The 22166-nt window shown below is 57.0% G+C and carries 23 protein-coding genes; 14 read left to right on the top strand and 9 right to left on the bottom strand.

The window, feature by feature from the left end; translation table 11 throughout:
* The first annotated feature begins 11 nt into the window (after nucleotides 1–11).
* The 4 genes from K0B87_03685 (at nucleotide 12) to K0B87_03670 (ending at nucleotide 2978) form a co-directional block, all read left to right on the top strand.
* Nucleotides 12–386, top strand: coding sequence for a hypothetical protein (locus tag K0B87_03685; GenBank protein ID MBW6513840.1), 375 nt, complete (start codon nucleotides 12–14; stop codon nucleotides 384–386).
* On the top strand, nucleotides 380–772 hold the full coding sequence (locus K0B87_03680; GenBank protein ID MBW6513839.1) for a hypothetical protein: 393 nt from the start codon (nucleotides 380–382) through the stop codon (nucleotides 770–772). Before K0B87_03685 ends, K0B87_03680 begins: the two co-directional genes overlap by 7 nt.
* The gene (locus tag K0B87_03675; protein ID MBW6513838.1) at nucleotides 769–2280 is read left to right on the top strand and encodes a T9SS type A sorting domain-containing protein; all 1512 of its coding nucleotides are present in this window, start codon (nucleotides 769–771) and stop codon (nucleotides 2278–2280) included. The genes K0B87_03680 and K0B87_03675 overlap by 4 nt, the downstream gene beginning before the upstream one ends.
* A gap of 485 nt (nucleotides 2281–2765) precedes the next feature.
* On the top strand, nucleotides 2766–2978 hold the full coding sequence (locus tag K0B87_03670) for a hypothetical protein (protein MBW6513837.1): 213 nt from the start codon (nucleotides 2766–2768) through the stop codon (nucleotides 2976–2978).
* Nucleotides 2979–3154: 176 nt separating this feature from the next.
* Here K0B87_03670 and K0B87_03665 read toward each other — a convergent pair whose 3' ends face one another.
* On the bottom strand, nucleotides 3155–4036 hold the full coding sequence (locus K0B87_03665) for a mechanosensitive ion channel family protein (protein MBW6513836.1): 882 nt from the start codon (nucleotides 4034–4036) through the stop codon (nucleotides 3155–3157).
* A 206-nt stretch (nucleotides 4037–4242) separates the two neighbouring features.
* Here K0B87_03665 and K0B87_03660 point away from each other — a divergent pair, with 206 nt between their 5' ends.
* The 10 genes from K0B87_03660 to K0B87_03615 all read left to right on the top strand — a co-directional run bounded on the left by K0B87_03660 (nucleotide 4243) and on the right by K0B87_03615 (nucleotide 13347).
* Nucleotides 4243–5202: a GDP-mannose 4,6-dehydratase gene (locus tag K0B87_03660; protein MBW6513835.1), complete on the top strand. Its 960-nt coding sequence runs from the start codon at nucleotides 4243–4245 to the stop codon at nucleotides 5200–5202.
* Nucleotides 5192–6532, top strand: a complete 1341-nt coding sequence (locus K0B87_03655) for an SLBB domain-containing protein (GenBank protein ID MBW6513834.1) — start codon at nucleotides 5192–5194, stop codon at nucleotides 6530–6532. Before K0B87_03660 ends, K0B87_03655 begins: the two co-directional genes overlap by 11 nt.
* Nucleotides 6533–6546: 14 nt before the next feature.
* Nucleotides 6547–7662 carry a DegT/DnrJ/EryC1/StrS family aminotransferase gene (locus K0B87_03650; protein ID MBW6513833.1) on the top strand — a complete coding sequence of 372 codons (1116 nt, stop codon included), beginning with the start codon at nucleotides 6547–6549 and terminating at the stop codon, nucleotides 7660–7662.
* Nucleotides 7659–8447, top strand: a complete 789-nt coding sequence (locus K0B87_03645) for an electron transfer flavoprotein subunit beta/FixA family protein (protein MBW6513832.1) — start codon at nucleotides 7659–7661, stop codon at nucleotides 8445–8447. The genes K0B87_03650 and K0B87_03645 overlap by 4 nt, the downstream gene beginning before the upstream one ends.
* A gap of 9 nt (nucleotides 8448–8456) precedes the next feature.
* Nucleotides 8457–9272 carry a prolipoprotein diacylglyceryl transferase gene (gene lgt / locus K0B87_03640; protein MBW6513831.1) on the top strand — a complete coding sequence of 272 codons (816 nt, stop codon included), beginning with the start codon at nucleotides 8457–8459 and terminating at the stop codon, nucleotides 9270–9272.
* On the top strand, nucleotides 9272–9985 hold the full coding sequence (locus K0B87_03635; GenBank protein ID MBW6513830.1) for a hypothetical protein: 714 nt from the start codon (nucleotides 9272–9274) through the stop codon (nucleotides 9983–9985). Before lgt ends, K0B87_03635 begins: the two co-directional genes overlap by 1 nt.
* Nucleotides 9982–11277, top strand: a complete 1296-nt coding sequence (gene purB, locus K0B87_03630) for an adenylosuccinate lyase (protein ID MBW6513829.1) — start codon at nucleotides 9982–9984, stop codon at nucleotides 11275–11277. Before K0B87_03635 ends, purB begins: the two co-directional genes overlap by 4 nt.
* Before the next feature lie 38 nt (nucleotides 11278–11315).
* Complete coding sequence (locus K0B87_03625) at nucleotides 11316–11759, top strand: DUF2147 domain-containing protein (GenBank protein MBW6513828.1); 444 nt, start codon at nucleotides 11316–11318, stop codon at nucleotides 11757–11759.
* A gap of 68 nt (nucleotides 11760–11827) precedes the next feature.
* Entirely contained in the window at nucleotides 11828–12493 is a 666-nt protein-coding gene (locus K0B87_03620; protein ID MBW6513827.1) for a hypothetical protein, read from the top strand.
* The gene (locus tag K0B87_03615; GenBank protein ID MBW6513826.1) at nucleotides 12490–13347 is read left to right on the top strand and encodes a hypothetical protein; all 858 of its coding nucleotides are present in this window, start codon (nucleotides 12490–12492) and stop codon (nucleotides 13345–13347) included. The genes K0B87_03620 and K0B87_03615 overlap by 4 nt, the downstream gene beginning before the upstream one ends.
* Before the next feature lie 488 nt (nucleotides 13348–13835).
* Here the strand turns inward: K0B87_03615 and dtd are convergent, their stop codons facing one another.
* The 8 genes from dtd to K0B87_03575 form a co-directional block, all read right to left on the bottom strand.
* Nucleotides 13836–14273, bottom strand: coding sequence for a D-tyrosyl-tRNA(Tyr) deacylase (gene dtd / locus K0B87_03610; protein MBW6513825.1), 438 nt, complete (start codon nucleotides 14271–14273; stop codon nucleotides 13836–13838).
* A complete protein-coding gene (locus tag K0B87_03605) occupies nucleotides 14273–14881 on the bottom strand; it encodes a hypothetical protein (protein MBW6513824.1) in 609 nt (202 codons plus the stop codon). The genes dtd and K0B87_03605 overlap by 1 nt, the downstream gene beginning before the upstream one ends.
* Nucleotides 14878–16095, bottom strand: coding sequence for a rod shape-determining protein RodA (rodA, locus tag K0B87_03600; protein ID MBW6513823.1), 1218 nt, complete (start codon nucleotides 16093–16095; stop codon nucleotides 14878–14880). Before rodA ends, K0B87_03605 begins: the two co-directional genes overlap by 4 nt.
* Nucleotides 16092–17924 carry a penicillin-binding protein 2 gene (mrdA, locus tag K0B87_03595; protein ID MBW6513822.1) on the bottom strand — a complete coding sequence of 611 codons (1833 nt, stop codon included), beginning with the start codon at nucleotides 17922–17924 and terminating at the stop codon, nucleotides 16092–16094. The genes rodA and mrdA overlap by 4 nt, the downstream gene beginning before the upstream one ends.
* A gap of 43 nt (nucleotides 17925–17967) precedes the next feature.
* Nucleotides 17968–18462: a rod shape-determining protein MreD gene (gene mreD / locus K0B87_03590; protein ID MBW6513821.1), complete on the bottom strand. Its 495-nt coding sequence runs from the start codon at nucleotides 18460–18462 to the stop codon at nucleotides 17968–17970.
* A gap of 1 nt (nucleotide 18463) precedes the next feature.
* Nucleotides 18464–19153 (bottom strand): coenzyme F420-0:L-glutamate ligase, encoded by a 690-nt coding sequence (locus K0B87_03585; GenBank protein MBW6513820.1) that lies wholly within the window; start codon nucleotides 19151–19153, stop codon nucleotides 18464–18466.
* Nucleotides 19150–19917 carry a rod shape-determining protein MreC gene (gene mreC, locus K0B87_03580; protein ID MBW6513819.1) on the bottom strand — a complete coding sequence of 256 codons (768 nt, stop codon included), beginning with the start codon at nucleotides 19915–19917 and terminating at the stop codon, nucleotides 19150–19152. The genes K0B87_03585 and mreC overlap by 4 nt, the downstream gene beginning before the upstream one ends.
* Before the next feature lie 68 nt (nucleotides 19918–19985).
* Nucleotides 19986–21023: a rod shape-determining protein gene (locus tag K0B87_03575; protein MBW6513818.1), complete on the bottom strand. Its 1038-nt coding sequence runs from the start codon at nucleotides 21021–21023 to the stop codon at nucleotides 19986–19988.
* Nucleotides 21024–22166 lie beyond the last annotated feature (1143 nt).

Raw genomic sequence — 22166 nt, 5'->3', positions numbered from 1 at the left:
CCGGACTTGACATGGCCCTGATCCTGTTGCCGCTTTACACCGTCCTGGCCATCCTCAACGCCTTGGACGGCTATAGCACCTGGAAAGTGCTGCGGCCCGATCATTTCCGGCGCGAGCGCAATCCCCTGGCGCGTTTCGTCTTCAGCAAACTCGGCCTCATCCGCGGGCTCATTCTCGCTGAGGCTCTCTGGATCGGCAGCTTCAGCCTGGCCTTCTTCCTCTTCTGGAAAGATGCCGCGCTGCATTCACTGTTGGCGGTCCTGCTGGGCATTGGCGTGCTGGCCTTTGCCGGAATTGTGGTCCATAATTTCCGGGTCTATGGCCGGATCAAACAACGGGAGGGGTCGTCACCCGAAAGCCCCGCCCAGCAGGAGCCCCAATGCTGACCGGCCTGCTCAACCTGCTTCATTCCTTCTTTTCCCATCCCGCCCTGTTGATCGTCCTATTTGTGATCTTCATCCTGCTGAACATCCTGGACGGGCATTCCACCTGGATGGTGATCAAACCGAACCACTTCCGCCGCGAACGCAATCCCGTGGCGCGCTGGATCTTCCGCAAGCTGGGAATCCCACGCGGGATCGTCATCTTCAAGGTTGTTCTGCTGGCCATCCTGGCTGTGGCCTTCGCGATCTACGCCCGCCACGAAACCTTTTTGCCCAGTGTCATCCTGCTCGTCGCAAACCTCGTTTTCCTCCTGGTGGTGATCCACAACTACCGGATACACAGGAGGATACGCCAACCCAAGCTCCCCGACCCAGAGGAAAAATCATGAAAAACATATATCTGCTTCTGCTCCTCGGCCTGCTGCTCTTCCCCCTGGCAGCCCAAACCAACGGAAACCTCCAATACATGGGCGATCAGGCCATCCTGCAGGTCTGGGGCAGCCACTTCGAACGCGGCCACGCCCAGGGCTATCTGCTCGGAAACGCCATGCTTGATGTTTTCGACCAATACTACTACCTGATGGTGGCAAACTCCAGCCCTGTCTATTACAACTTCCTGTGGAACTATTTCATGGAGCATTTCGACTCCGATCCCCGCATGCAGAGCGAATCCCAAGGCATCATCCAAGGCCTGGAGGATGCCGGGATCAGCACATTTCACAACGGTTTGCAGCGAAACATCGGCGCGGAGGACATCCTGCTCGTGAACTCCATCGTGGACATGCTGCAGGTGCGCAACGCCACTTCCGAAAGCGCTCTGGAGATCGGCTGCGCCTCGCTTGCCAGTTGGGGCGTCTCCACCCAGCAGGATTCGCTATTGGCCGGAGCCTCCGTCATCACCCGCTTTATGGATTGGAGCCAGAACAGCGCCCTGATCGCCAATCCGGTCCTGGTGGTCCATCATCCCTCCGAAAGCGACGAACAGAAATGGATGAGCTTCACCTATCCCGGCATGATCGGCGCTCTGTCCGCAATCAATGCGGCCGGCACCTGGGCTTCCCTGAACATGGGCAACGTCCACACCGTCAGCTCCGACCAGGGCCTCGATCCCGTCCTCTTCGCGCTCCGGCGCGGCATCGAACGCCTCGATTACGATTCCGACGGAACTTCCGGCGCCTTGGACCTCTTTGCCTCGATTGGAGAGGGTTTGCACCTCACCGGTACCATCATCCACACCCTCAGCGAAAGCCCGGGCGGAACCCTCACTTTCGCGGTCGAAACCAACAACAGCGGCACCGTGGCCCGCTACCACGACCAGAATGGAGACCTGCCCGGAAACCATCTGGCCGCCACCAACCATTTCCGCCTCCTGGCCAATCCCATTTGCTGCACCCGCTATGCCGACATCCAGGATTCGCTCTACACCAATCCCCATATGAGCGCAAAACGCCAGTGGAGAGTGCTGTCCGGCGCCGCGGGCCAGCAAACCAACCTCACCGCGATCCAATATACCCCCTCCACCGGATTGATCCTCTGGTCCAGCGCCAGCACGGCTTTGCCGGCCTACCAGGCCCCAGCCATCACTCTCTCCGCTTCCGACCTTTTCAACTACTCTGTTTCCAGCCAGGATGAATATCTGCCCGTTGTGCCCCACTCAGTCTCGCTCTATCCCAATCCCCTGCGCCAAAACGCCGCGCTGAACCTGAAAAGCCCGCTCCCCTTCACTGCCCTGGAACTCTTCAACCTGCGCGGGCAAAAAGTTTTCTCGGATCGCTCGCCGGTGTTCAAAACCGAGGCCAGGCTGCACTTGCCGCTACTGCCCCCGGGCCTCTATCTGCTCCAGCTGTCAGGGACCGCAGGCAAGGCCGCCCACAAAAAACTTCTGATCCTGAACTGATCTGGAACGTTCCGCCCAGCCCGCGGACCGGATAAATGAAAGCCAGAGAAGCGGAAAACTATCCCTGTTCCGCCTTGATCTGGAGCATGACCCTCTCTCCCGCATTCATTTGCCTTAAGTATCAATAACATATAGCCCTGTTTTCCTCCCCAAAACTTCCTGAAACCCCACCTCGCTCCCCTTATCATTACGGTGTCATTACGGACTCATTACGGACTAAGTCCGTAATGAGTCCGTAATGATAGCGTAATGATCAGGAGGGCCATGGTTGGTTTTTCGAAAGTACTTGCCAAAAAACCCTATCGTGCCAGTATGACTCATATGTGTATGCAAATAGTTGTGAATAAGGACTGTGAGAGAGTCTGCCAAAGGCTTTGCGGCCGGCATGATTCTCATGACAAAGCCCCGGGAAAGGCTGAAAATCTCCCCAAAAACAAAGAAAACAAAAACCTGAAGAATTAGATTTCGAATATGGAGGAATCAAAATGAAGAAAATTACATTACTTGCACTTATCGCCATGATGCTGATCGGCATGCTCGCTTTCACAGCCTGCAAAGCCAAAGTACAGCCAGCTGGTGAAACCAATATCACCATCGAGCAGACCATACCGGCTGCAGATGACACTATGACCGTTGGTGACAAAGTGGTTGAAGGCGTCCAGGAAATCAAAGAAAACATACAGGATTTGGGTGATTAATCCACAAGCCTAAAATCCAATAACTCAGTCCTTAAAAAAACGGGCGTCCCACCGGATGCCCGTTTTCTTGCTTCAGACACATCGAGACTTCCCTGGCCAGATCGTTTGGGGACAGTGTTTTAGCAGGCCAGACCCGGCTTGCGCGCCTTGGCGGAAGGACAGTTTAAGGATAAGGCCTAATTGAGCTTGCCGACCAATCTGGCCGTGGGATAGGCCAGGTCGATGTCATTGTGTTCGGCAAAGCTTTCCAGGACCTGTTCCCAGATCTTTTCCGCGCTTCCCCGGCGCTCCCTGATCGAAGTCAGATAGCGAATTGTGAGCAAAACTCCGCTGTCTTCCACGGAGGTGTAGACCTTGGGGGTGAGGTTTTTGTAGTATATGTAGAACTTCCTGGCAGTTTCCTCGATCTCCCGTTGCGCCTTCAGAGTTGTTTCCCGGGCATATTCCGTGGAGATGTCATCGAGTATTTTCTTGGCCACCTGCCAATTGCTTTCAAATGTGATCAAAACAGGGATTTCGTTCCAGATATACTGAAATCCGCTGTCATAGTTCGAGATCGGCGAGGTGAGTATCATCCCGTTGGGAATGTGGATCATCCTGCCGGTGCTTTGGTCCGCCCGCACCCAGTTTCCGATCTCCAGGATCGTGAATTGAAAAGGGCGGATGTCGATCACATCTCCGGCATGATTTTCGATCTGGATCCTGTTGCCGGTGACGAAGGGCTTTCTCCAGATGATGAAGATCCAGCCTGCCAGATTCGCGAAGAGATCTTTGAGGGCGATGGCGATACCGGCACTCAGCAGGCCCAGATAGGTTGTGAGCGAGCTGATCCCTTCAAACCAGACCCGGCCGACGAGGAGGATCCCGATCACCATGACGGTGTAAGCTATCGTTTTGCGCGTGTTGAACCTGGATTTGGGATCCTCGATCCGCTTCAGGATCATCCGGGTGAGGATCCACCTCAATATTGACAGAATGAGGATTATCAGGATTGAATACAGGACTTTGAGAAACAGCTTGTTGTTCAGGTCAAAACCAAGTGATCTGATAAGATCCATGTGCGCTACCTCGATGCTCTGTTGTCTAATAAAAAGCCAGTATGTGCGATCTGGGAAAATTGTCAATTATTTTTGCAACTCCCGACGGAGAGAGGATCGAGGCAGAAACCTCTTTTCTATTGACAAAATAAGGGGTGACAAATAGTGTTCCATGATGGCAAAAATTATCTGCCTTCGCACATAAACGGTTGAAAACTGGAGAAGATATGAAAGTTCTGATCACGGGCGGCGCCGGATTCATCGGCTCGCATCTGGCAGAAAGGCTCCTGGATGACGGACATCAGGTGAGCATCGTGGACAACCTTTCCACGGGCCGCCTGGAAAACATCGAAAGCATCAAGGACAATGGCAATTTCCACTATACCATCGGCAACATCCTGAACCGCGAGCTGATGGAAAAGCTCATGGCCGGGGTCGACCAGGTCTATCATCTGGCTGCCGCCGTGGGCGTGAAATACATCATCGAAAATCCGCTGCTCTCGCTCAAGACCAACATCGTGGGCACGGACAACGTTCTGGAACTGGCCAATAAACACAAGGCCAAGGTGCTGATCACCTCGACCTCGGAGATCTATGGCAAGAGCGAAAACATTCCCTTTTGCGAAGGGGACGACCGGCTGCTGGGCTCAACTTCAATCAGCCGCTGGGGCTATAGCTGCAGCAAGGCGATCGACGAATTCATGGCCCTGGCCTACTTCCGCGAAAAGCGCCTGCCGGTGGTGATCGTGCGCTGTTTCAACACCGTGGGGCCCCGCCAGATGGGGCAATACGGGATGGTGCTGCCCAAATTCATCAAAGCCGCCCTGCTCGACCAGCCCCTCATCGTTTACGGCTCCGGCAAACAAACCCGCTGTTTCGCAGACGTTTCAGACGTGGTGGACGCCTTCATTAAATTGATGGCCAACCCCCAATGCCCGGGCGAGATCTTCAATGTGGGCACCACAGAATCCATCTCCATCGATGACCTGGCCAAGAAGGTGCGGGAAATGACCGGCAGCAAGTCCAAGATCGAGCATATGAGCTATGAAGAGGCTTTTGAAGAGGGTTTCGAGGACATGATGAACCGGATGCCCTCGCTGGACAAGATCAGGGAATACATCGGTTACGAACCCAAATACAAGCTGGACGCGATAATCCAGCGCATGATCGAGTATTATGAAAACTAAGCTGTTGATCCTGGCCCTGCTCTGCCTGTGGTGCTTCGCGGCCGCGCAGATCACTCTGCCCAAAGACCTGCAGGCCGTGATTTCGGTGAATGTGACTGGTTTCGTGGCCAATCCCGGGACCTATCAGGTCGCTCCGGTGAACCGGCTTTCGGATGTATTGACCCTGGCCAATACGGCCATCAAAACGATCGGCGCCAGTGAGGTGGCTCTGATGCAGCAGATGAAAGAGGCGGCCCAGGATTCACTCTACGCCAATTTTCAGGCCCTACGCAGCGTGGAAATCCTGCGCGGTGGGGAAACCATCACCTGCGACCTGCAGAAATTCCTGCGCGGCGGCGATCTGACCCAAAATCCCCTGCTCCGGGACGGCGACGTGATCCGGGTGAAAGCTGTCCGCGCCTCGGTTTCCATCCAGGGAGAGGTCTATTATCCCGGGGAATATGAGTTTGTGGAAGGCGACCAGCTTTCCGACCTGCTTGACCTGGCGCAGGGTTTCACGCCCGCGGCAGATCTCAAAGCGGTCAGCATCTACCGCTATCAGGAAAACATGACCGATCACGACCTGCTGCGTATCGACCTCAGGACTGGCAGCACCGATAATATCGAACTGCAAGCTTCCGATCGGGTTACGGTGCCCCGCGATTCCGAATTCCGGCGGGCCTGGAAGATCACGGTGGGAGGAAACGTGAAAGCCTCCGGCGAGTACCTGATCGACGGTACCACCACGCTCTACGACATCCTGCTGCTCTGCGGCGGGCCAACCGCGAACGGGGACCTGCGCCGGGCCATCTATGCCAGCTCGGTCTACAGCAAGGATCCCGATCCGGAGTTCGAGCGCCTGAAAGAGTTTTCCCTGTCCCAGATCTCGGCCTTGGAATATCATTACCTGAGCAACAAGATGCGGCAATTCCCCGGAAAATACAGCGTCGACGTTTCCCAAGCCTGGGATTCACAGGGCGCTTTGGGCAATCCGGTCCTGCGGGACGGGGATTACCTCTTCGTGCCGGAAAAGCTGGACATGGTGATGGTCAGCGGCCAGGTCGCCAATCCTGGTTTGGTGCCCTGGATCGAGGGTAAAACCTGGAAACATTACATCGACGAAGCGGGCGGCTTCACCAACAACAAGCGCTGGCGCGGAACCCGGATCATCCGGATGGCCAGCGGAAACTGGGTCCGCCCTTCGGACAAGATACCGGTCCATCCCGGGGATAACATTTTCGTGGCGGAAAGGACCGAACGTGAATTCTGGACCGACGTGAAAGACGTTTTGCTGGCCGCAACCCAGGTCATGACCATTTTCCTGGGCGTCCGGGCAATCACCTCGAATTAAGGAGCTTGAGAACTGTGAAAGTACCCCTGCTGGACCTGCACGCGCAATATGAAACTCTGCTGCCGGAGATCCGCTCCGCTTTGGACCGGGTGTTCGCCAGCCATCACTATATCATGGGACCCCAGGTGCAAGAACTGGAAGAGAAAATGGCCGGCTATTTGGGCATCAGGCACGCCATTGGCTGCGCATCAGGGACGGACGCTCTGGTGCTGGCCGTAAAGGCACTCGGGATCGGCGAGAACGACGAAGTGATCACCACTCCTTTCACCTTTTTCGCCACCGCCTCCTCCATCTGGAGGAACCATGCCACACCGCGTTTCGCGGATATCGACCCCCAGACCTTCAATCTCGACCCGGACAAGATCGAAGCAGCGATCACGCCGCGAACCAAAGCGATCATGCCGGTGCATCTCTTTGGCCAATCCTGCGACATGGCCCGGATCATGGAGATTGCCCAAAAGCACGGACTGAAGGTGATCGAAGACAATGCCCAGGGCATCGGCTGCACCTGGGACGGCCGGATGAGCTGCTCTTTCGGGGATATCGGGACCCTCTCCTTCTTCCCCAGCAAAAACCTCGGCGCGATGGGCGACGCGGGCATGTGCCTCACCAATTCCGACGATCTGGCTGCCAAATTGCGCCAATTGCGGGTGCACGGCGAAGACCCCAAGTATTACCACAAATGGGTGGGCCTGAACAGCAGGCTGGACACGCTGCAGGCTGCTGTGATCAGCGTCAAGCTGGATAGTCTGGCAGGCTGGAGCGAGGCCCGGCGGGCCAATGCCCGGTTTTACGACACGGCGCTGCAGGGCATACCTCAGATCCGCACGCCCCGGATAGCTCCGCAGGCCGTTTCCATCTATAACCAATACACCCTGGCCTGCGAGGACCGCGACGGGCTGATGCGGCATCTCCAATCCCGCGAGGTCGGCTGCGCCATCTATTACCCCCTGCCCCTGCATCTGCAGGAATGCTTTGCCAGCCTGGATTACAAGCCCGGGGACTTCCCCGTCGCCGAAGAACTGGCCGGAAAAGTGCTTTCCATCCCCATCTATCCGGAGCTGACCGACGCCCAGAAGCAGCATGTCGCTGGCTCCATCAGAGAGTTTTACCAAGGAAAAGGCCTATGAAACTGATCGTTTGCATCAAACAGGTGCCCAACACCACCGAGATCAAGATCGATCCGATCACCAACACCCTCATCCGCGAGGGGGTCGAGAGCATCCTCAATCCCTTCGACGCCTACGCCATCGAGGAAGCTGTCCGCCTCAAGGAAAAGCACGGAGGAACCGTCACCGCGATCAGCATGGGGCCGCATCAGGTGGAGGATATCCTGCGGGAAGCGGTATCACTTGGTGTGGATGAGATAGTTTTGCTTTCCGACCGGCGCTTTGCCGGAGCGGACACCTGGGCTACGAGCCTGACCCTCGCCGCGGCAATTGCAAAGCTGGGCGAGTATGACCTGATCCTGACAGGACAGCAGGCCATCGACGGAGACACGGCTCAGGTGGGGCCAGGGATCGCGGCGCATCTGAACATCCCGCAGACCTGCTTCGTGCGCCACATCGAAGAGATTGAGGGATGCAAGATAATTCTGCAAAGGCTGATGGAAGACGGGTATGACCGGGTCCAGGTCCGTCTGCCCGCGGTCATTACGGTGGTCAAAGAGATCAACACTCCCCGCCTGCCTTCGCTGCGGGGCAAACGCAACGCCAAGCTGGTCGAACTCAAGGTCTGGAACGCCGACGACCTGGGCCTGGATGAAAAGGACATCGGGCTGAACGGCTCGCCCACCCAGGTGTTGAGCATCTTCACACCCAAACATGAGAAGCAGACCGAGAAATTCGAGGGCCATGCCGAAGAGGCCGCGGACCTGGTCGTCAAGCGCCTCGATGAGATCACCCGCAGAGGATAAGGCAAAGCGATGCAATTTCCTGATATCAACCCCACCATGCTGAGATTCCACCTGTTCGGGATGGAACTGAACATCCAGTGGTACGGATTTTTCTATGTCCTCAGCTTCATCATCGGCTATGTCTTCTACCGCCAGATGCTCAAGATCAAGGGCGTCAAGATCACCCGGGACCAGTATGAGGGCATCATCTTCTCCGTGATGCTGGGAGTCGTGCTGGGCGGCAGGCTGGGCTACGTGCTGTTTTACAACCTGCCCCATTACCTGCGGCATCCGCTGGAGATATTCCGTATCTGGGAAGGCGGAATGTCTTTCCACGGCGGGGCTTTGGGTGTGATCATCGCCGGCTGGATCTACCTGAAGAAGCAGAAGCTCAATTTCTTCCGGCTCGCCGATCCCATGATGCCTCTGGTAGCCATCGGTTTGGGGCTGGGCAGGCTGGGAAACTTCATCAACGCGGAGCTTTGGGGCAACGTCACCAAGCTGCCCTGGGGTATTATCTTCCCGGGGGCCGGACCCGATCCGCGCCATCCCACCCAGCTTTATGAGCTGCTGCTGGAGGGTTTGGTGCTCTTTGTGGTCTGTTTCATCCTGCTCAAACGCAAGCTGAAGGACGGGATCGTGTTCTGGACCTTTATTGGGCTTTATGGGATCTTCCGCTTCCTGATCGAATTCGTGAGGGTTCCCGACGACCTTGACCTCTATAATAAATACGGATTTCTATTTGGATTCATGACCATCGGGCAGATCCTCAGTTTCCTGATGATCGTAGCCGCGGCGGTCGGCATCTGGCTGATCCAGCGCAAGAAACCGGAGGTTAAGGCTTGATGAGGAAAGCACTTTTCCTCCCCCTGCTGCTGGCCGCCTTGCTGCTGCTGGGCTGCGCGGGCATCAAGCCCCCGGACAAGGACGCACTGCTGAGGGCCGAACTGGCCAAATGGCAGAATTTCACTGCGGAAGGAGTGGTGCGGGCCAGCCATTCGGGCCTGACCCTGCACAAGATGTTCGTGCTCAGCAAGACTCAGGACGAAGCCCGTCTGGACATTCTGGACGGAGGCGCTTTTGGCATCAATCCCAGCCCCCTCGTCACGGTCTATCTGGGTGATTACATTGCCATCCGGTCTTCCTTATTGCCTCAATTGGAGGCTTTCGCGCAGATCGCCCCCGATCCGGGCAAATACCTGAAACTGCTCGCCGATCCTGATTCCCTGCTCGGCCTCCATGGAAACCAGATCATTGCCACTGGCCGGCTGGACTTGGAAAACACCCGACTGGAGTTTTCGGACAGGATGCGCCTGGAAAGGATTAGTGACGCCAAATCCGGCTCCGAGATCAGGATCGCCTACACCAAGCGGGGCGATCCGGACAAGGTTCAGTTCAGCATGGGCAGAGGAACTTCCCTGGAACTGCTGGTGGACCATACCAGATATGGCAGGGCCCAGGTCACGCCGCTTCCTCCCAATCAGCCCTCACCCTTGTTGGACGGCCTGCTCCAGACCCTGGAAGAAATGTTCCCGGAACAAGGAGAGCCACAACCATGATCAGCCGCTATTCCCTGCCGGAAATGGAGCGCATCTGGACCCAGCAAAACCGCTATGAATGCTGGCTGGAGGTGGAACTCGCCGCCGCCCGGGCGATGCATGAACTGGGCATCATACCCGATTCCGATTGGGAGGCCATCTCCCAAAAAGCGGATTTCAGCCCTGAGCGGATCGAAGAAATCGAAGCCGTCACCCGGCACGACGTCATCGCTTTCCTGACCAATGTGGCAGAATACGTGGGCGAACCAGCCCGCTGGATCCATTTTGGCCTCACCTCCTCGGACATTCTGGACACCGCCACGGCGCTGCAACTCAAGCAATCCGGGGAACTGATCCTCACCGAACTTTATAAGCTGGCGGAAACCCTGAAACTCAAAGCCCGCGAATACCGCAACACGATCTGCATGGGCAGGTCCCACGGGATTCATGCCGAGCCGACCTGTTTCGGGCTCAAATTCGCCCTCTGGCACGAGGAAACCCGGCGCAACATCAAACGCTTGCAGGACGCGATCGAAACAATCGCCGTCGGCCAATTCAGCGGCGCGGTGGGAAACTACGCCCATCTCGATCCCCAGGTGGAACAACTGGCCTGCAAATACCTGGACCTTGAGCCGGCAAACGTTTCCACCCAGGTGCTCCAGCGCGACCGGCACGCCTTTTTCCTGGGCGAGCTGGCCCTGACCGGATCGCTCTTGGAAAAGATCGCCCTGGAGATCCGCCATCTCCAGCGCACCGAGGTCCAGGAAGCCGAGGAAAGCTTCAGCCGCGGCCAGAAAGGCTCCTCCGCCATGCCCCACAAACGCAATCCCATCCTCAGCGAACAGCTTTGCGGGCTGGCCCGGCTTCTGCGCACCAATGCCCTGGCCGCGATCGAAAACAACGCCCTCTGGCACGAGCGTGACATCTCCCATTCCAGCGTGGAGCGCGTGATTTTGCCCGATAGCTGCATCCTGGCCCATTACATGCTGGCCAAATGCTGCAGCCTGATTTCCAACCTGGTGGCCTATCCCGAGAACATGAAGGCCAACCTGGAACTCACCAACGGCCTGGTCTTTTCCCAAGCTCTGCTGCTGCACCTCGTCCAGGCCGGTCTTTCCCGCGAAGAAGCCTACGCCTTGGTCCAGTCCAACGCCATGCGCTGCTTTGAATCCGGCAAGCCATTTGTGGACTACGTTTTGGCCGACTCCCGGATCACGGCCCTGCTCCCGGCCGAGACGGTCAGGGACATATTCAACTACGACAGGTATCTGCGCCATGTGGATGCCATCTATAAACGCTGCGGCATCATCTGACCCGCGGCAGTATAACCCAAACCTTCATGGAGGTAAACATGAAACCGATCCTGATCATTTTGATCGCCCTGGCCATGCTCCTGCCCCTGGCTTTGCTGGCCCAGGCCCACAGCATCGAAGGCTATTGGCACAATGCCGAAAAGACCAGCAAGATCCAGATCTACAAAACCGCGAACAACACCTACTCAGGTAAGATTGTATGGCTGAAGGAGCCCAACAACGAAAAGGGCAAGCCCAAGGTTGACGACAAAAACCCAGATCCCAAACTCCAATCCCGCGAACTGCTGGGCCTCGTGATCATCCAGGGACTCGTTTCCAAGGGCGGAAACAAATTCGCCAACGGCACCATCTACGATCCCAAATCCGGCAACACCTATTCCAGCAAAGGCGAAGTGACCGGCCCCAACACTCTCAAGCTGCGCGGTTATATCGGCGTTTCGCTGGTGGGCCGCACCGAAACCTGGACCAGAACGACCAAGTAGACTTTAACTCACTGGTTTTTTACCATCTGTTTTTAATCAGGCAAAGAACTTTTATCTGAAGAGGAGCCATGGCTGCCAGATATTTGCTTTCTGACCCGGATGCCCTCCGGAGGATCAAATTCGCCCAATTCCGCAAACAAGTTCCGCCCCTCATCCTGCTTGCCCTGGCAATCGGTCTGAACGCAGCCTTTCCCCGCAATGATCTTTATTCCTGGGCCCTGGGACTGGCTTTGGTCGCCATCGCCTGGTTTCTCTTCATAGGTTTGTGCCATCGCTTCAAACAGCGCATCCCCCTACCGACTGAAGGTGCCATCCTCTCTCCCATCCAGGGCAGGATAGATTTCGTTCGCGGCGAAGGCGGGCTCACTCTGCTCGGCATCCGCAAGGTCCTGTTCGATGGGGTTGAGATCCGCAGCCCCCACGGAACCTGCCATCTGGAAGACTGGGTCTTGCATCTGGCAAGTGGCGCAGAGCGGATCTCATTCCGCTTTGCCTTCAAAAACATCCGCTGGTTCCCGGAAGCGGATTATTCCGCGGGCAAGATCATCGGAATGGCCGTTGGAGCGGGATCCTGCGTCGTCACCTTTCCCGGCGAACCTGTTTTGGCGGTCAAACCGGGCGACCCCGTCGACGCTGGTGACCTGCTGGTGGAGGGCCAGACGCCCCCTGAGCTTGAACCTGAACCCATCCTGGAAAAATTCCCGGATCTGAATGTGGAGGACAATGACACATGATCAGTAACAGAATTCTTGGTTTTATGGTAGCCGCGGTGATCCTCAGCGCGGTTGGCTGCGCGATGATCACGGGCAGGTCGATGCAGCACGACACGGTCGAGGAAGAGTGCCTCAATGAAGCCTCCGGGCTCGCCGCCAGCCTGAAGACCCCAGGCCTGCTCTATACCCACAACGATTCCGGCGGCAAGGCTGTCGTTTACATCCTCAATTACCGCGCCCTGATGCCTTCCAAGATAGTGCTGGAGGGGATCAAGAACCGCGATTGGGAGGATATCGCCGTGGGCGTCGATCCCCTGGACGGAAAGTCCTACGTGTTTGTCGGAGACATCGGCGACAATGCCGCAAGCTACACCACCTCATTTATTTACCGGTTTGCCGAGCCCGCCATCGACGACACCTTGATCACCGTGTCCAGGATCGACCGCATCGAATATGCCTATGAAGATGGGCCCCGCGACGCCGAAGCCCTGTTTGCCGATCCGCTCACCGGAGACCTCTATGTGATCAGCAAGCGCGATGCCAGCGCTGGAGTTTACAGGCTGGCCTATCCCCAATCCTACAGCCTGCTCAATGTGGCCCAGAAAGTGGCCAGACTGCCCTACAACTGGGTTACCGCGGCCGATATCTGCCCTGCGGGAAAATACATCCTGGTCAAGACCTATACCTCCGTCTACCGTTATAAGCGGAGCCCCAAAATGAGCGTTGCCGAAGCTCTGGGCAGAAAGTACAGATCCATGCCCTACAAACTTGAAGGACAGGGAGAGGCGGTGGCCTGGGACCACAATGGAAAAGGCTATTTCACCCTCAGCGAAAGGTTGGGAGACACTCCTCTGGAGCTCTATTACTATAAGTAGCCGCTTTCCCGCAGATTAATAACTGTTCTTTGCGCAGCATAGAATCGGCTCCTTTTCGAAGCGGGTGGTTGATTGGCGCGTCATATCCAGAGTGAACAAGCAGCGGGTTGCCGATCTGGAGAAGCGGCAAAGGCAGCAAGATTGCCTTCAGAAGCGGTCTGTGACCGCTGTGGCAAAGCGGAATTTGCCACCCCCTTCCTGTCTTTGATTAAAACCTGACCCACTCAGTTTGAAAGAGAGCCATTTGGTTTTAAAGAGAACCATATATTGTACTGTTGCGCAAGCATATAATGTCAACAGTAACTAACGATACTCACTCTATTGATGTATCTCTCATCCTGCCTTGGTGTTAACCTGTTCACACCCCTGTCGCTCCCATTATCAATACGGTGTCAATACGGACTCATTACGGACAAAGTCCGTAGTGAGTCCGTAATGATAGCGTAATGATAAGGGGAGCCATACCTGGAAAAAATGTTCCCAGGGTTTCAGAATTCCAGGAAAAAGGTGACCGGGCCGTCGTTGACCAGGGAGACCTGCATGTCCGCGGCGAAAATCCCGGTCTGGACGGGAATTGAATGTTGTACCAGGAGGCCCACGAACCCATTGTAGAGTTCTTCCGCGAGCTGGGGTGGGGCGGCGGGGGTGAAATCCGGCCTTCTGCCGCGGCCGCAATTGGCATAGAGGGTGAATTGCGAGACCACCAGTGCTGCGCCTCCCACATCCGCGAGGGAAAGGTTCAGTTTGCCGGCGCAGTCGCTGAAGACGCGCATTTCCAGGATCTTTTTGACCGCCGCGGGAATAACTGCGGCCTGGTCATCCCTGCCAAAACCAACGAAGAGAAGCAGCCCCTGTCCGATCTGGCCTGTGGTTTTGCCCTCCACTTCGACCCGGGCGGAACTGACCCGCTGCACCAGTACGCGCATCAGTCTATTCTGAAGTGATGGACTTCCCAGCAGCCCGTGTTATCGAGCCAGACGGAACCTTCGCTGAAGGGGGGAATGACGATCTGCAGCCTGCCAAAGCTGACCCCCGGTTTGTGGAATCCCGTGCTGATCGATTCCCTTTTCCATTCCGGGCGCGTTTTGAGCTTCGCCCTGTATTTGCCGAAGACGGAGCCATTGTCGCGGAAAGTGAGAAAGCGCAGGGTGACATGGGGCCCCCTGGGCTGCGAAGACCTGCCCCAGAGCCGGATGTAGTATCCTCCGTAGCGGCGGACCTTGAAAGCGTCCGAAAGCAGGGTGACCGTGTTTTCCGAAGCGTCTATCCGCAGGGATGTGCCAGATTCGAAAGCCTCCCCGCCGTCGATGAAGACCGGATTTGACCCCTTTGCGAGCCCGTCGACGTGGACAGTCCAACCCAGCAGGGCGTCGTGGGCGTCGTAGGAATAGGCGTCGAAGCCGGGATTGGTGACCAGATTGGGCACACCTTCGGTGTCCTTGTCCAGATAGACCAAGCTCGAATGGACGATGCAGGAAGCGGTGATGAGCAGCAAAATCAGGTTTAATATCCAGAATGGCAGGTGTTTTTTCATTTCATGAAACCCCTTTCGTTTAAATACTTTAAAACCACACCCACGGCCAGGGTGTTGAAGAGCAGGTTCGATCCCCCATAGCTGATGAAGGGCAGCGGAATACCCGTTGCAGGAACCAGACCAATGTTCATGCCAATGTTGATGAAGGTCTGAAACATAAGATAGGCGAGGATCCCGGAGGCGGCGATCTTGCGTTCCCGGACCCGGAGTTCGCCGATATCCGTGATCAGGCGCCAGAAGAAAAGCGCGAATACGGCCAGCAGCAGCAGGCTGCCAATGAATCCGAACTCCTCTCCGATTACGCTGAAGATGAAGTCCGTATGGTGTTCCGGCAGGAAATTCATGTTTTTCTGGGTGCCCATCAGCCAGCCTTTGCCGATGATGGAACCGCTGCCCACGGCGATCTTGGCCTGGATGATCTGGTAACCGGCGCCCAGTGGATCGCGCATGGGATCGATGAAGGAGAGGATCCGGCTTTGCTGGTAGTCCTTGAGCCCGTTCCAGAACACGGGCATGATCAGAGCCACAAAGGCATTGATGATGGATGTGATGGTGATCGCTATCCAGGAAAGCCGCGCCCGTAGGAGCAGAAAGGCCAAAACCAGGATCCAGACCACAATCGCGACCCACCAGAACGAGGATACGACGCTGACGATCGGGCTGACCAGCAGCAGGATATAGACCAGCGGGACATCCGCCGCCACCAGCATCGCCAGCAGGCTGAAACCAAAGACCAGGGTGGTGCCAAAATCTGGTTCGATCAGGATCAGGGGGATCGGCAACAGGGTGAGCCCGAGGCCGTAAAATAGCTGCTGCAGTTCAGTGAGGCCGTCCTTGGAGATCACCCGCGCCACCATCAGGATGGTGAGGAGTTTGGCGCTTTCGGAGGGCTGGTAATTCAGGCCCAGGAAACTGAACCAGCGATGCGAGCCGTTGACCTCCGGAGTGAAGAGGACCAAAATCAGCGCCAGCAGGTTCAGGACATAGGCGGGCATGACGATGAGGTCGAAGATGGGCATCGGCAGCCGGAGCAGGAGCAAACCAGCGCCCACGGCCACCAGGGAAAAGATGATCTGCTTCCACCAATTGCTCTGGGTGGAGGTGAATTCGCCCACGGTGGTGGTGGACGCGGTGTAGATGGCCACACAGCCGATCAGGATCAGGGCCAGCAGGAGGGCAGCCAGGACAAAGTCGAACTTCTTGCGGTTGATCATTCGCCCGCAGCCTCGGCCTGCGTTTCCGGCTCCGCCGGAACTTCCGTTTCGCCGCTATCCCCGTCAGGTTCTAGTTCTTCGCCTTCCGTCCTGAACTGGGGAGGAACGGGCGCCGGGGTCCTGATCATGTCCAGATTGCCAATGTAATAATTGAAGATCCGGTTGGCCACCGGAGCGCACATGGCCCCGCCGCCGCCGGCGTTTTCCATGAACACCGTGACCACGATCTCCGGCTCATCGGTCACGATGTAACCCGAGAACCAGGCGTGGGTTAGCTTACCCATGAAGTTTTCCGCCGAGCCGGTCTTGCCGAAGGTGGTGGTGCCGGGAACGTTTATGGCCCGCGCCGTGCCGCCGGGGGCGTTGGTGACCGCCCAAAGGCCGTCCTGGATGATCTGCACAGTGTTTTGCGACCAGGGCATCTGGTATTTGCGCAGGGGCTCGATCTGCTCGCGGGTGATGCGGCTGTTCCCCACTGTCTTGACCAGCAGGTGGGGCTGGATCCATTCTCCGTTTCTGGCGATGGCGACGTAGAGGGCATTGAGCTGGAGAGGAGTGGTGAGCACCTCGCCCTGCCCGATGGCCAGGTTCGCCTTATAGCCGGCCAGTCCGGAACTCATGCCCAGCTTTTTCCGGTAGTATTCCCGGTCGGGATAGAAACCGCCCCGCTCGTTGGGCAAATCGATGCCTGTCTTATGCACGACTCCGCAGGCGTCCGCGTTTGCCGCCACGGCGTCGAGATCCAGCTTGTTGATCAGGTCATAGAAGAAGACGTCGCAGGAAACGCGGAGGGCGTCCACGATGTTCAGAGAGCCGTGTCCGCCGGCATTCCAGCAGCGGAAGAAGCGGTTGCCGATCTTCAGGCCTCCCGTGCAGGAAGCCAGCCGCGTGAAGCGGTTGATCACGCCCTTTTCCAGCCCGATGGAGCCCGTGATCGGTTTATAGACGGAGCCGGGCGGATAGCTGGCATGGATGATCCTGTCCAGAAGCGGTTTTTCCGGCACGTTGAGGCTGGCCCAGACCTCCGGGCTGATCCGCTGCATGAACACATTGGGGTCGTAATCCGGCTTGCTCAGATAGGCCAGGATGCCGCCGGTCTTGACATCCGAAACGATGATGCAGCCTTTCCGGCCCGGGGGAAAGACCTGCGCGGCGAAGGCCTGCAGGTCGTTGTCGATGCTGAGCACGAGGCTGAGCCCGTTCTGAGGGGCCATGTAGGCGTTCTCGCGGAAAAATTCCAGGCTTCTGCCCTGGGCGTCCACCTGGATGATCTCCCGGCCGTCCTTTCCGCGCAGGAGGACCTCGTAATAGGCTTCGAGCCCGGTTTTGCCGATGTAGGCGTTCAGAGAATAGTCTTCACTGGCATAGATCGCGTATTCGCGCTCATTGATGCGCCCCACGTAGCCGGAAAAATGGTTGGGATACATGTAGCCACGGGTGGTGCCGCTGCGGAAATTCAGCTCCGGGAATTGATCCAGCCGCTCCGAAAGGGCCAGGACCGTCTCGTAGGTGATGTTGTCCGCCAGGAGGATCTCCTCATAGGTCTTGAAGCGCTGTTTGAAGACCAGTTCGCGCAGTTCCTCCAATCCCAGGCCGAAGTGTTCGTTCAGGAAGGCGGCGAGCTTTTCCGTGTTGCCGATCCTGCCGCTGGTAAGGTATAGGTTGTGGGAGGGGATGTTGGTTACGATGGGCCGGTATTTGGCGTCGTAGATCTCTCCCCGCGTGGCCACGATCCGCCGGATGCGGACGAAGTTGCTTTCCGCGATGCGCTGGTAATACTCCCCTTTCACCACCTGCAGCCGGAACAGCGAGACCAGCAGCAGGAGCATCAGCAGCCCGAGGCTGATCCGGAAAACGAGGACGGGAAGGCTCTTAGTCACGGACCACCACCAGCCGGAGCCGGGAAGCAAATTGCATCAGCCAGAAGGCCACGAAGCTGACGGCGAAGTTGTAGAGGAAAGCGATCCCGGTGAGCCGGACCAGTTGTGCGTCGAAGGAATAGACCACTCCCAAGACGAGCAGCCCAACGAGGTGGAAAATGATGTTGGCCATAAGGAGGGTGAGGACCTTACTCACCACGCTTTCGCTTTCGAAAGGCTTGCGGAACTGGTCCGCCCCGAAGGCGATCAGGACAAAGATGAAGGCGTGCAGGCCAAAGGATTCCGGCAGCGTGGTGTCGGAGAGCAGGCCGATGAGGAAGGCCACGACCAAAACGGATTTGATCTCGCGCGTCCAGACCAGGTATACTATCCAGGGAATGAGGATGTTGGGAATCACGCCACCCAGTTGAAAGACCGGCATGGCCAACAACTGGACGTAGAGGCAGATCAGCCCGAGAATGAAAGTCCAGATGTGTTTCCAGATCATGTCAGTCCAGTTTGCGCACGATGCACAGGGGCGTCAGTTCGTCGCTCTGGCCCTGGGGATTGTCTTTCATCACCAGTTCCAGGAAGTGTTTGGAAACGCCCCGGCTGGCACCGATCACCCAGGAGCCGCCAATGTCGTTGATGTCCATCACGGCGACCGGTAAGCCAAATTCGTCGGCCAGTTCCTGCGCCACTTTGCCCGGATTGAGCGGGCCCTTGATCACTGTGTGGGTGTAGGGTTCGACGGGCGAGGTCTCGGCCGCGTCGATCAGGGCGGCCTGCATGCCCGCCAGGCGGTAGAAATCCCCGCTGCGCCCGAAAAACTTGGTCACCGCTCCCACCATCGCCGCCAGGAGGATCCGCGGGGCACCGCATTCGTCGATCGCGCACTGCATGCTCGTTGGCGCTCCCAGGCCGATCCCATAGGGCACCTTCATCACTTTGCCGGCCAGAAATTTCGCCAGCCAGCCCGGTTTGATCTGATCGGCTGGAACGGCGCGGCCCTGGGTGATGGCCAGCGGGCTTTCGCTGATGGTGAGGATATCGCCCTCCTGAAGCAGGGGCAGGGCGTATTCGCGGATGATCCGGGCGATGTCGTCCTCCGAGGTGAGGATCCTGGTGCGCACGGGGATGCGTTCGATGCGGACGTCGTCCACGACTATCACGGGGGAAATGTTTTTGCTCTTGTTCATTTTTTGCCTTTGTCGCTGAGGATGAAAACGTGTTCGAGGTTTTCCACCAGGGTGAAGGGGCTGATCTCGGCGCTGATGAAAAGGTAGTCCTGCGATTCCCGGATGCGGGAGACCGTGCCCACGGGATAGCCTTTGGGAAAGAGGCTGGAGAGGTTTGAGGTCACGATCGTGTCGCCCGCGCTGATCTGGGAGCCCAGCTTGATCAGGTTCATGTTGGTCTTGCCCCCCAGGTCGGATTGGAGGATGCCCTGGACGCTCGTGCCCTTGTCCATCACGGGGATCTGGAACTGCGGATTGCTGAAGGGAAGCACGATGCAGTGGGTGCTGGCCACGGAGACCACCTTGCCCACGATCCCGCTGGCCGAGACCACCGGGCTATCCCTCCGGACCCCATGCAGCGAGCCTTTGTTGACCATCAGGTTGCGCTGCTGGAACTGCCCCGAATAGCCGATCACCTCCGCGATCTCAAAGCCGATCTCCCCCGTCTCGAAACTGATCATCTCCCGGGTCTGGCTTTCCTTGAGCGCGTTCTGGAGGTTCAGGCTCTCCAGCGTGCTTTCCGCCAGTTTGACCCGCAGGGCGGCGATCTCGGCTTTGAGGGTGGTGTTGGTCTTGATCAGGCGCAGGGAATGGGAAAAGGGGAAAAACACCGTGTTGCCGAGCAAAGAGGCCCTCGCGACCCGGCTGGGGGTGCTTCCCAGCATCAGCAGCAGGGAAAGCAGCGCCAGCGACAGGGGCAGAATATAACGTTTCACGGCGGTCATCCTCTATATTTGAATCAATGCTCAGCCCGGAGCAGACCCCGGGTATGGGAAAAGTGCCGGCTTGGAGATCAGTCTTCGATGCGCTTGATCAGGACCTCGCGATAGCGGTCGACGTCGTCCAAAACCTTGCCGGCGCCCTTGACCACGCATTCCAGCGGATCGGGCACCACATAGACCGGCAGGTCCACGGTCTTGGAGATCTTTTCGTCCAGGCCCTTGAGCAGCGCGCCTCCGCCGGTGAGGAAGATGCCCCGCTCGGCGATGTCCGCGGAAAGCTCCGGCGCTGTGCGTTCAAACAGCCTCTTGATGGCGTCGATCATCGTGGCCACCGTTTCGGAGATAGCTTCGCGGATCTCTTCGGAAGTGATCTTGATGGTCACCGGAAAGCCGGAAACGATGTCCCTGCCGCGCACGTCCATCACCAGTTCCTGCTTCAGCGGATAGGCGCTGCCGATCTGCATCTTGATCTTTTCCGCGGTCTGCAGGCCCACGTGCAGGTTGTTCTTCTTGCGCAGGTAGCTGATAATGTCCGTGTCCATCTTGTCTCCGCCAACGCGGATGGAATTGTGCACCACGATGTGGGAAAGTGAGATCACGCCGATCTCGCTGGTCCCGCCGCCGATGTCCATCACCATGTTGCCGAAGGCCTGGTCGATGGGCAAATCCGCCCCGATGGCCGCGGCGATGGGCTCCGAGATCAGAAACACCTCGCGGGCCCCGGCATGCAAGGCGCTGTCACGCACCGCCCGTTTTTCCACTTCCGTGATCCCCGAAGGCACGCAGACGATCACCCGCGGACGTACCAGCAGGCGCTTTTTCTGGGCCCGCATGATCAGGTTGCGCAACATCAGCTCCGTCACCTGGAAATCGGCTATCACCCCATCCTTGAGCGGCTTGATCACGCGCACTTCGTCCGGGTTTTTGCCCAGCATCACCTTGGCCTGGTGCCCGATGGCGATGATCTTTTTGCTGTCGCTGGATACCGCCACCACGGAGGGCTCGTCGATCACTATGCCGGCGTTCTTCTTGTACACCAGGGTGTTGGCCGTTCCCAGGTCGATGGCGATGTCATTGGCCATCATGCCGAAAAAATCGTAAAAGGACATCTAAACCTCTCTATGATTGAGCCGGGCAAAGAAACCCGTGCTCATTGAAATACAAAATTCCTAAGGTAACACAATGAATTTCAAGGCTCTTGCGTTGTCAAGGAAAAACACGGGGTTCTCCGGAGCGCCAATCTGGAGTCGGGACCGCCACGCTGGAGTCGAGCCCATTCTCAAAACCCCAAAACACCTCAAAACCCCAAAGGCTTGGGGCTTTGCGACCTATTGTGGGACAAGGGTTTAGCTGTCAAAACACCAAAAAAAGGGCTTCTAATACCCCCGCCCGGGGCTAGAGTGTTATAGTGAATGCTGTATTATGTATATCCATATATAGCATATTGTTATATATATTATATTATTATATAGTTTTATATTTATATATACTTTATATTCTTTCTAAACCTATATCCCGCATTCCTCCCCTCAGGATCGTTTACCTGTTTCCCCGGACTGTATTCCGCTGCCAGGATCCCTATTCCCCGGAGGGGGGCGTTAAAGACCCTTTTTTTGGTGTTTTGACACTTAAGTGACTGTGCCGCAATAGGTCGCAAAGCCCCAAGCCTTTGGGGTTTTGAGGTGTTTTGGGGGTTTGGACAGCCTAAGTTATTGTCCCGCAATGGGTCGCAAAATCACAGACCATTTCTGGCCATTTCACACCTAGTGTTTCGGAGCCTCTCAATCTCTCTAACCTATCTGTTCCTTACCCCTTAACTGGCTCACTTGTCAATCATTCACCACTCCCTGAGTACCCGCCCATCCGGCGGGTGGTCGACGGGTGGTATGATACCAATAAACGGGCTGGGTAAGAGGGAGGAAAGGGGGAGTTGTTTTACAAATGATCGGACTGGGCTATGGATTGCCGACGTCCCCGTCGGCAGAAAGCCCGCAGGGGTTTGTAGAAGTAGATCGCTTTAAACCAGAGCATGTTTGTTCAGAAAGTAGCAAGCTCCTGCGGAGCTTCGCCGACGGGGACGTCGGCGATCCCAGGAACTCGGATCAACCCCGCTGGTCCTGGTAGGCCCTGATCTCCGCCAGTTCCTTTTCGAAGCCGGCTTTGCCCATGAGGGCGTAGGTGGCGATCTTTCCGGCCTCCACTCCCGGCTGGTCGAGGGGATCGATGTGGAGCAGCTTTCCGGTGAAGACGGT

Origin of the sequence: Candidatus Syntrophosphaera sp., from assembly GCA_019429425.1 — a bacterium.
GTDB lineage: Bacteria > Cloacimonadota > Cloacimonadia > Cloacimonadales > Cloacimonadaceae > Syntrophosphaera.
This window is presented reverse-complemented; position numbering and strand designations above follow the sequence as displayed.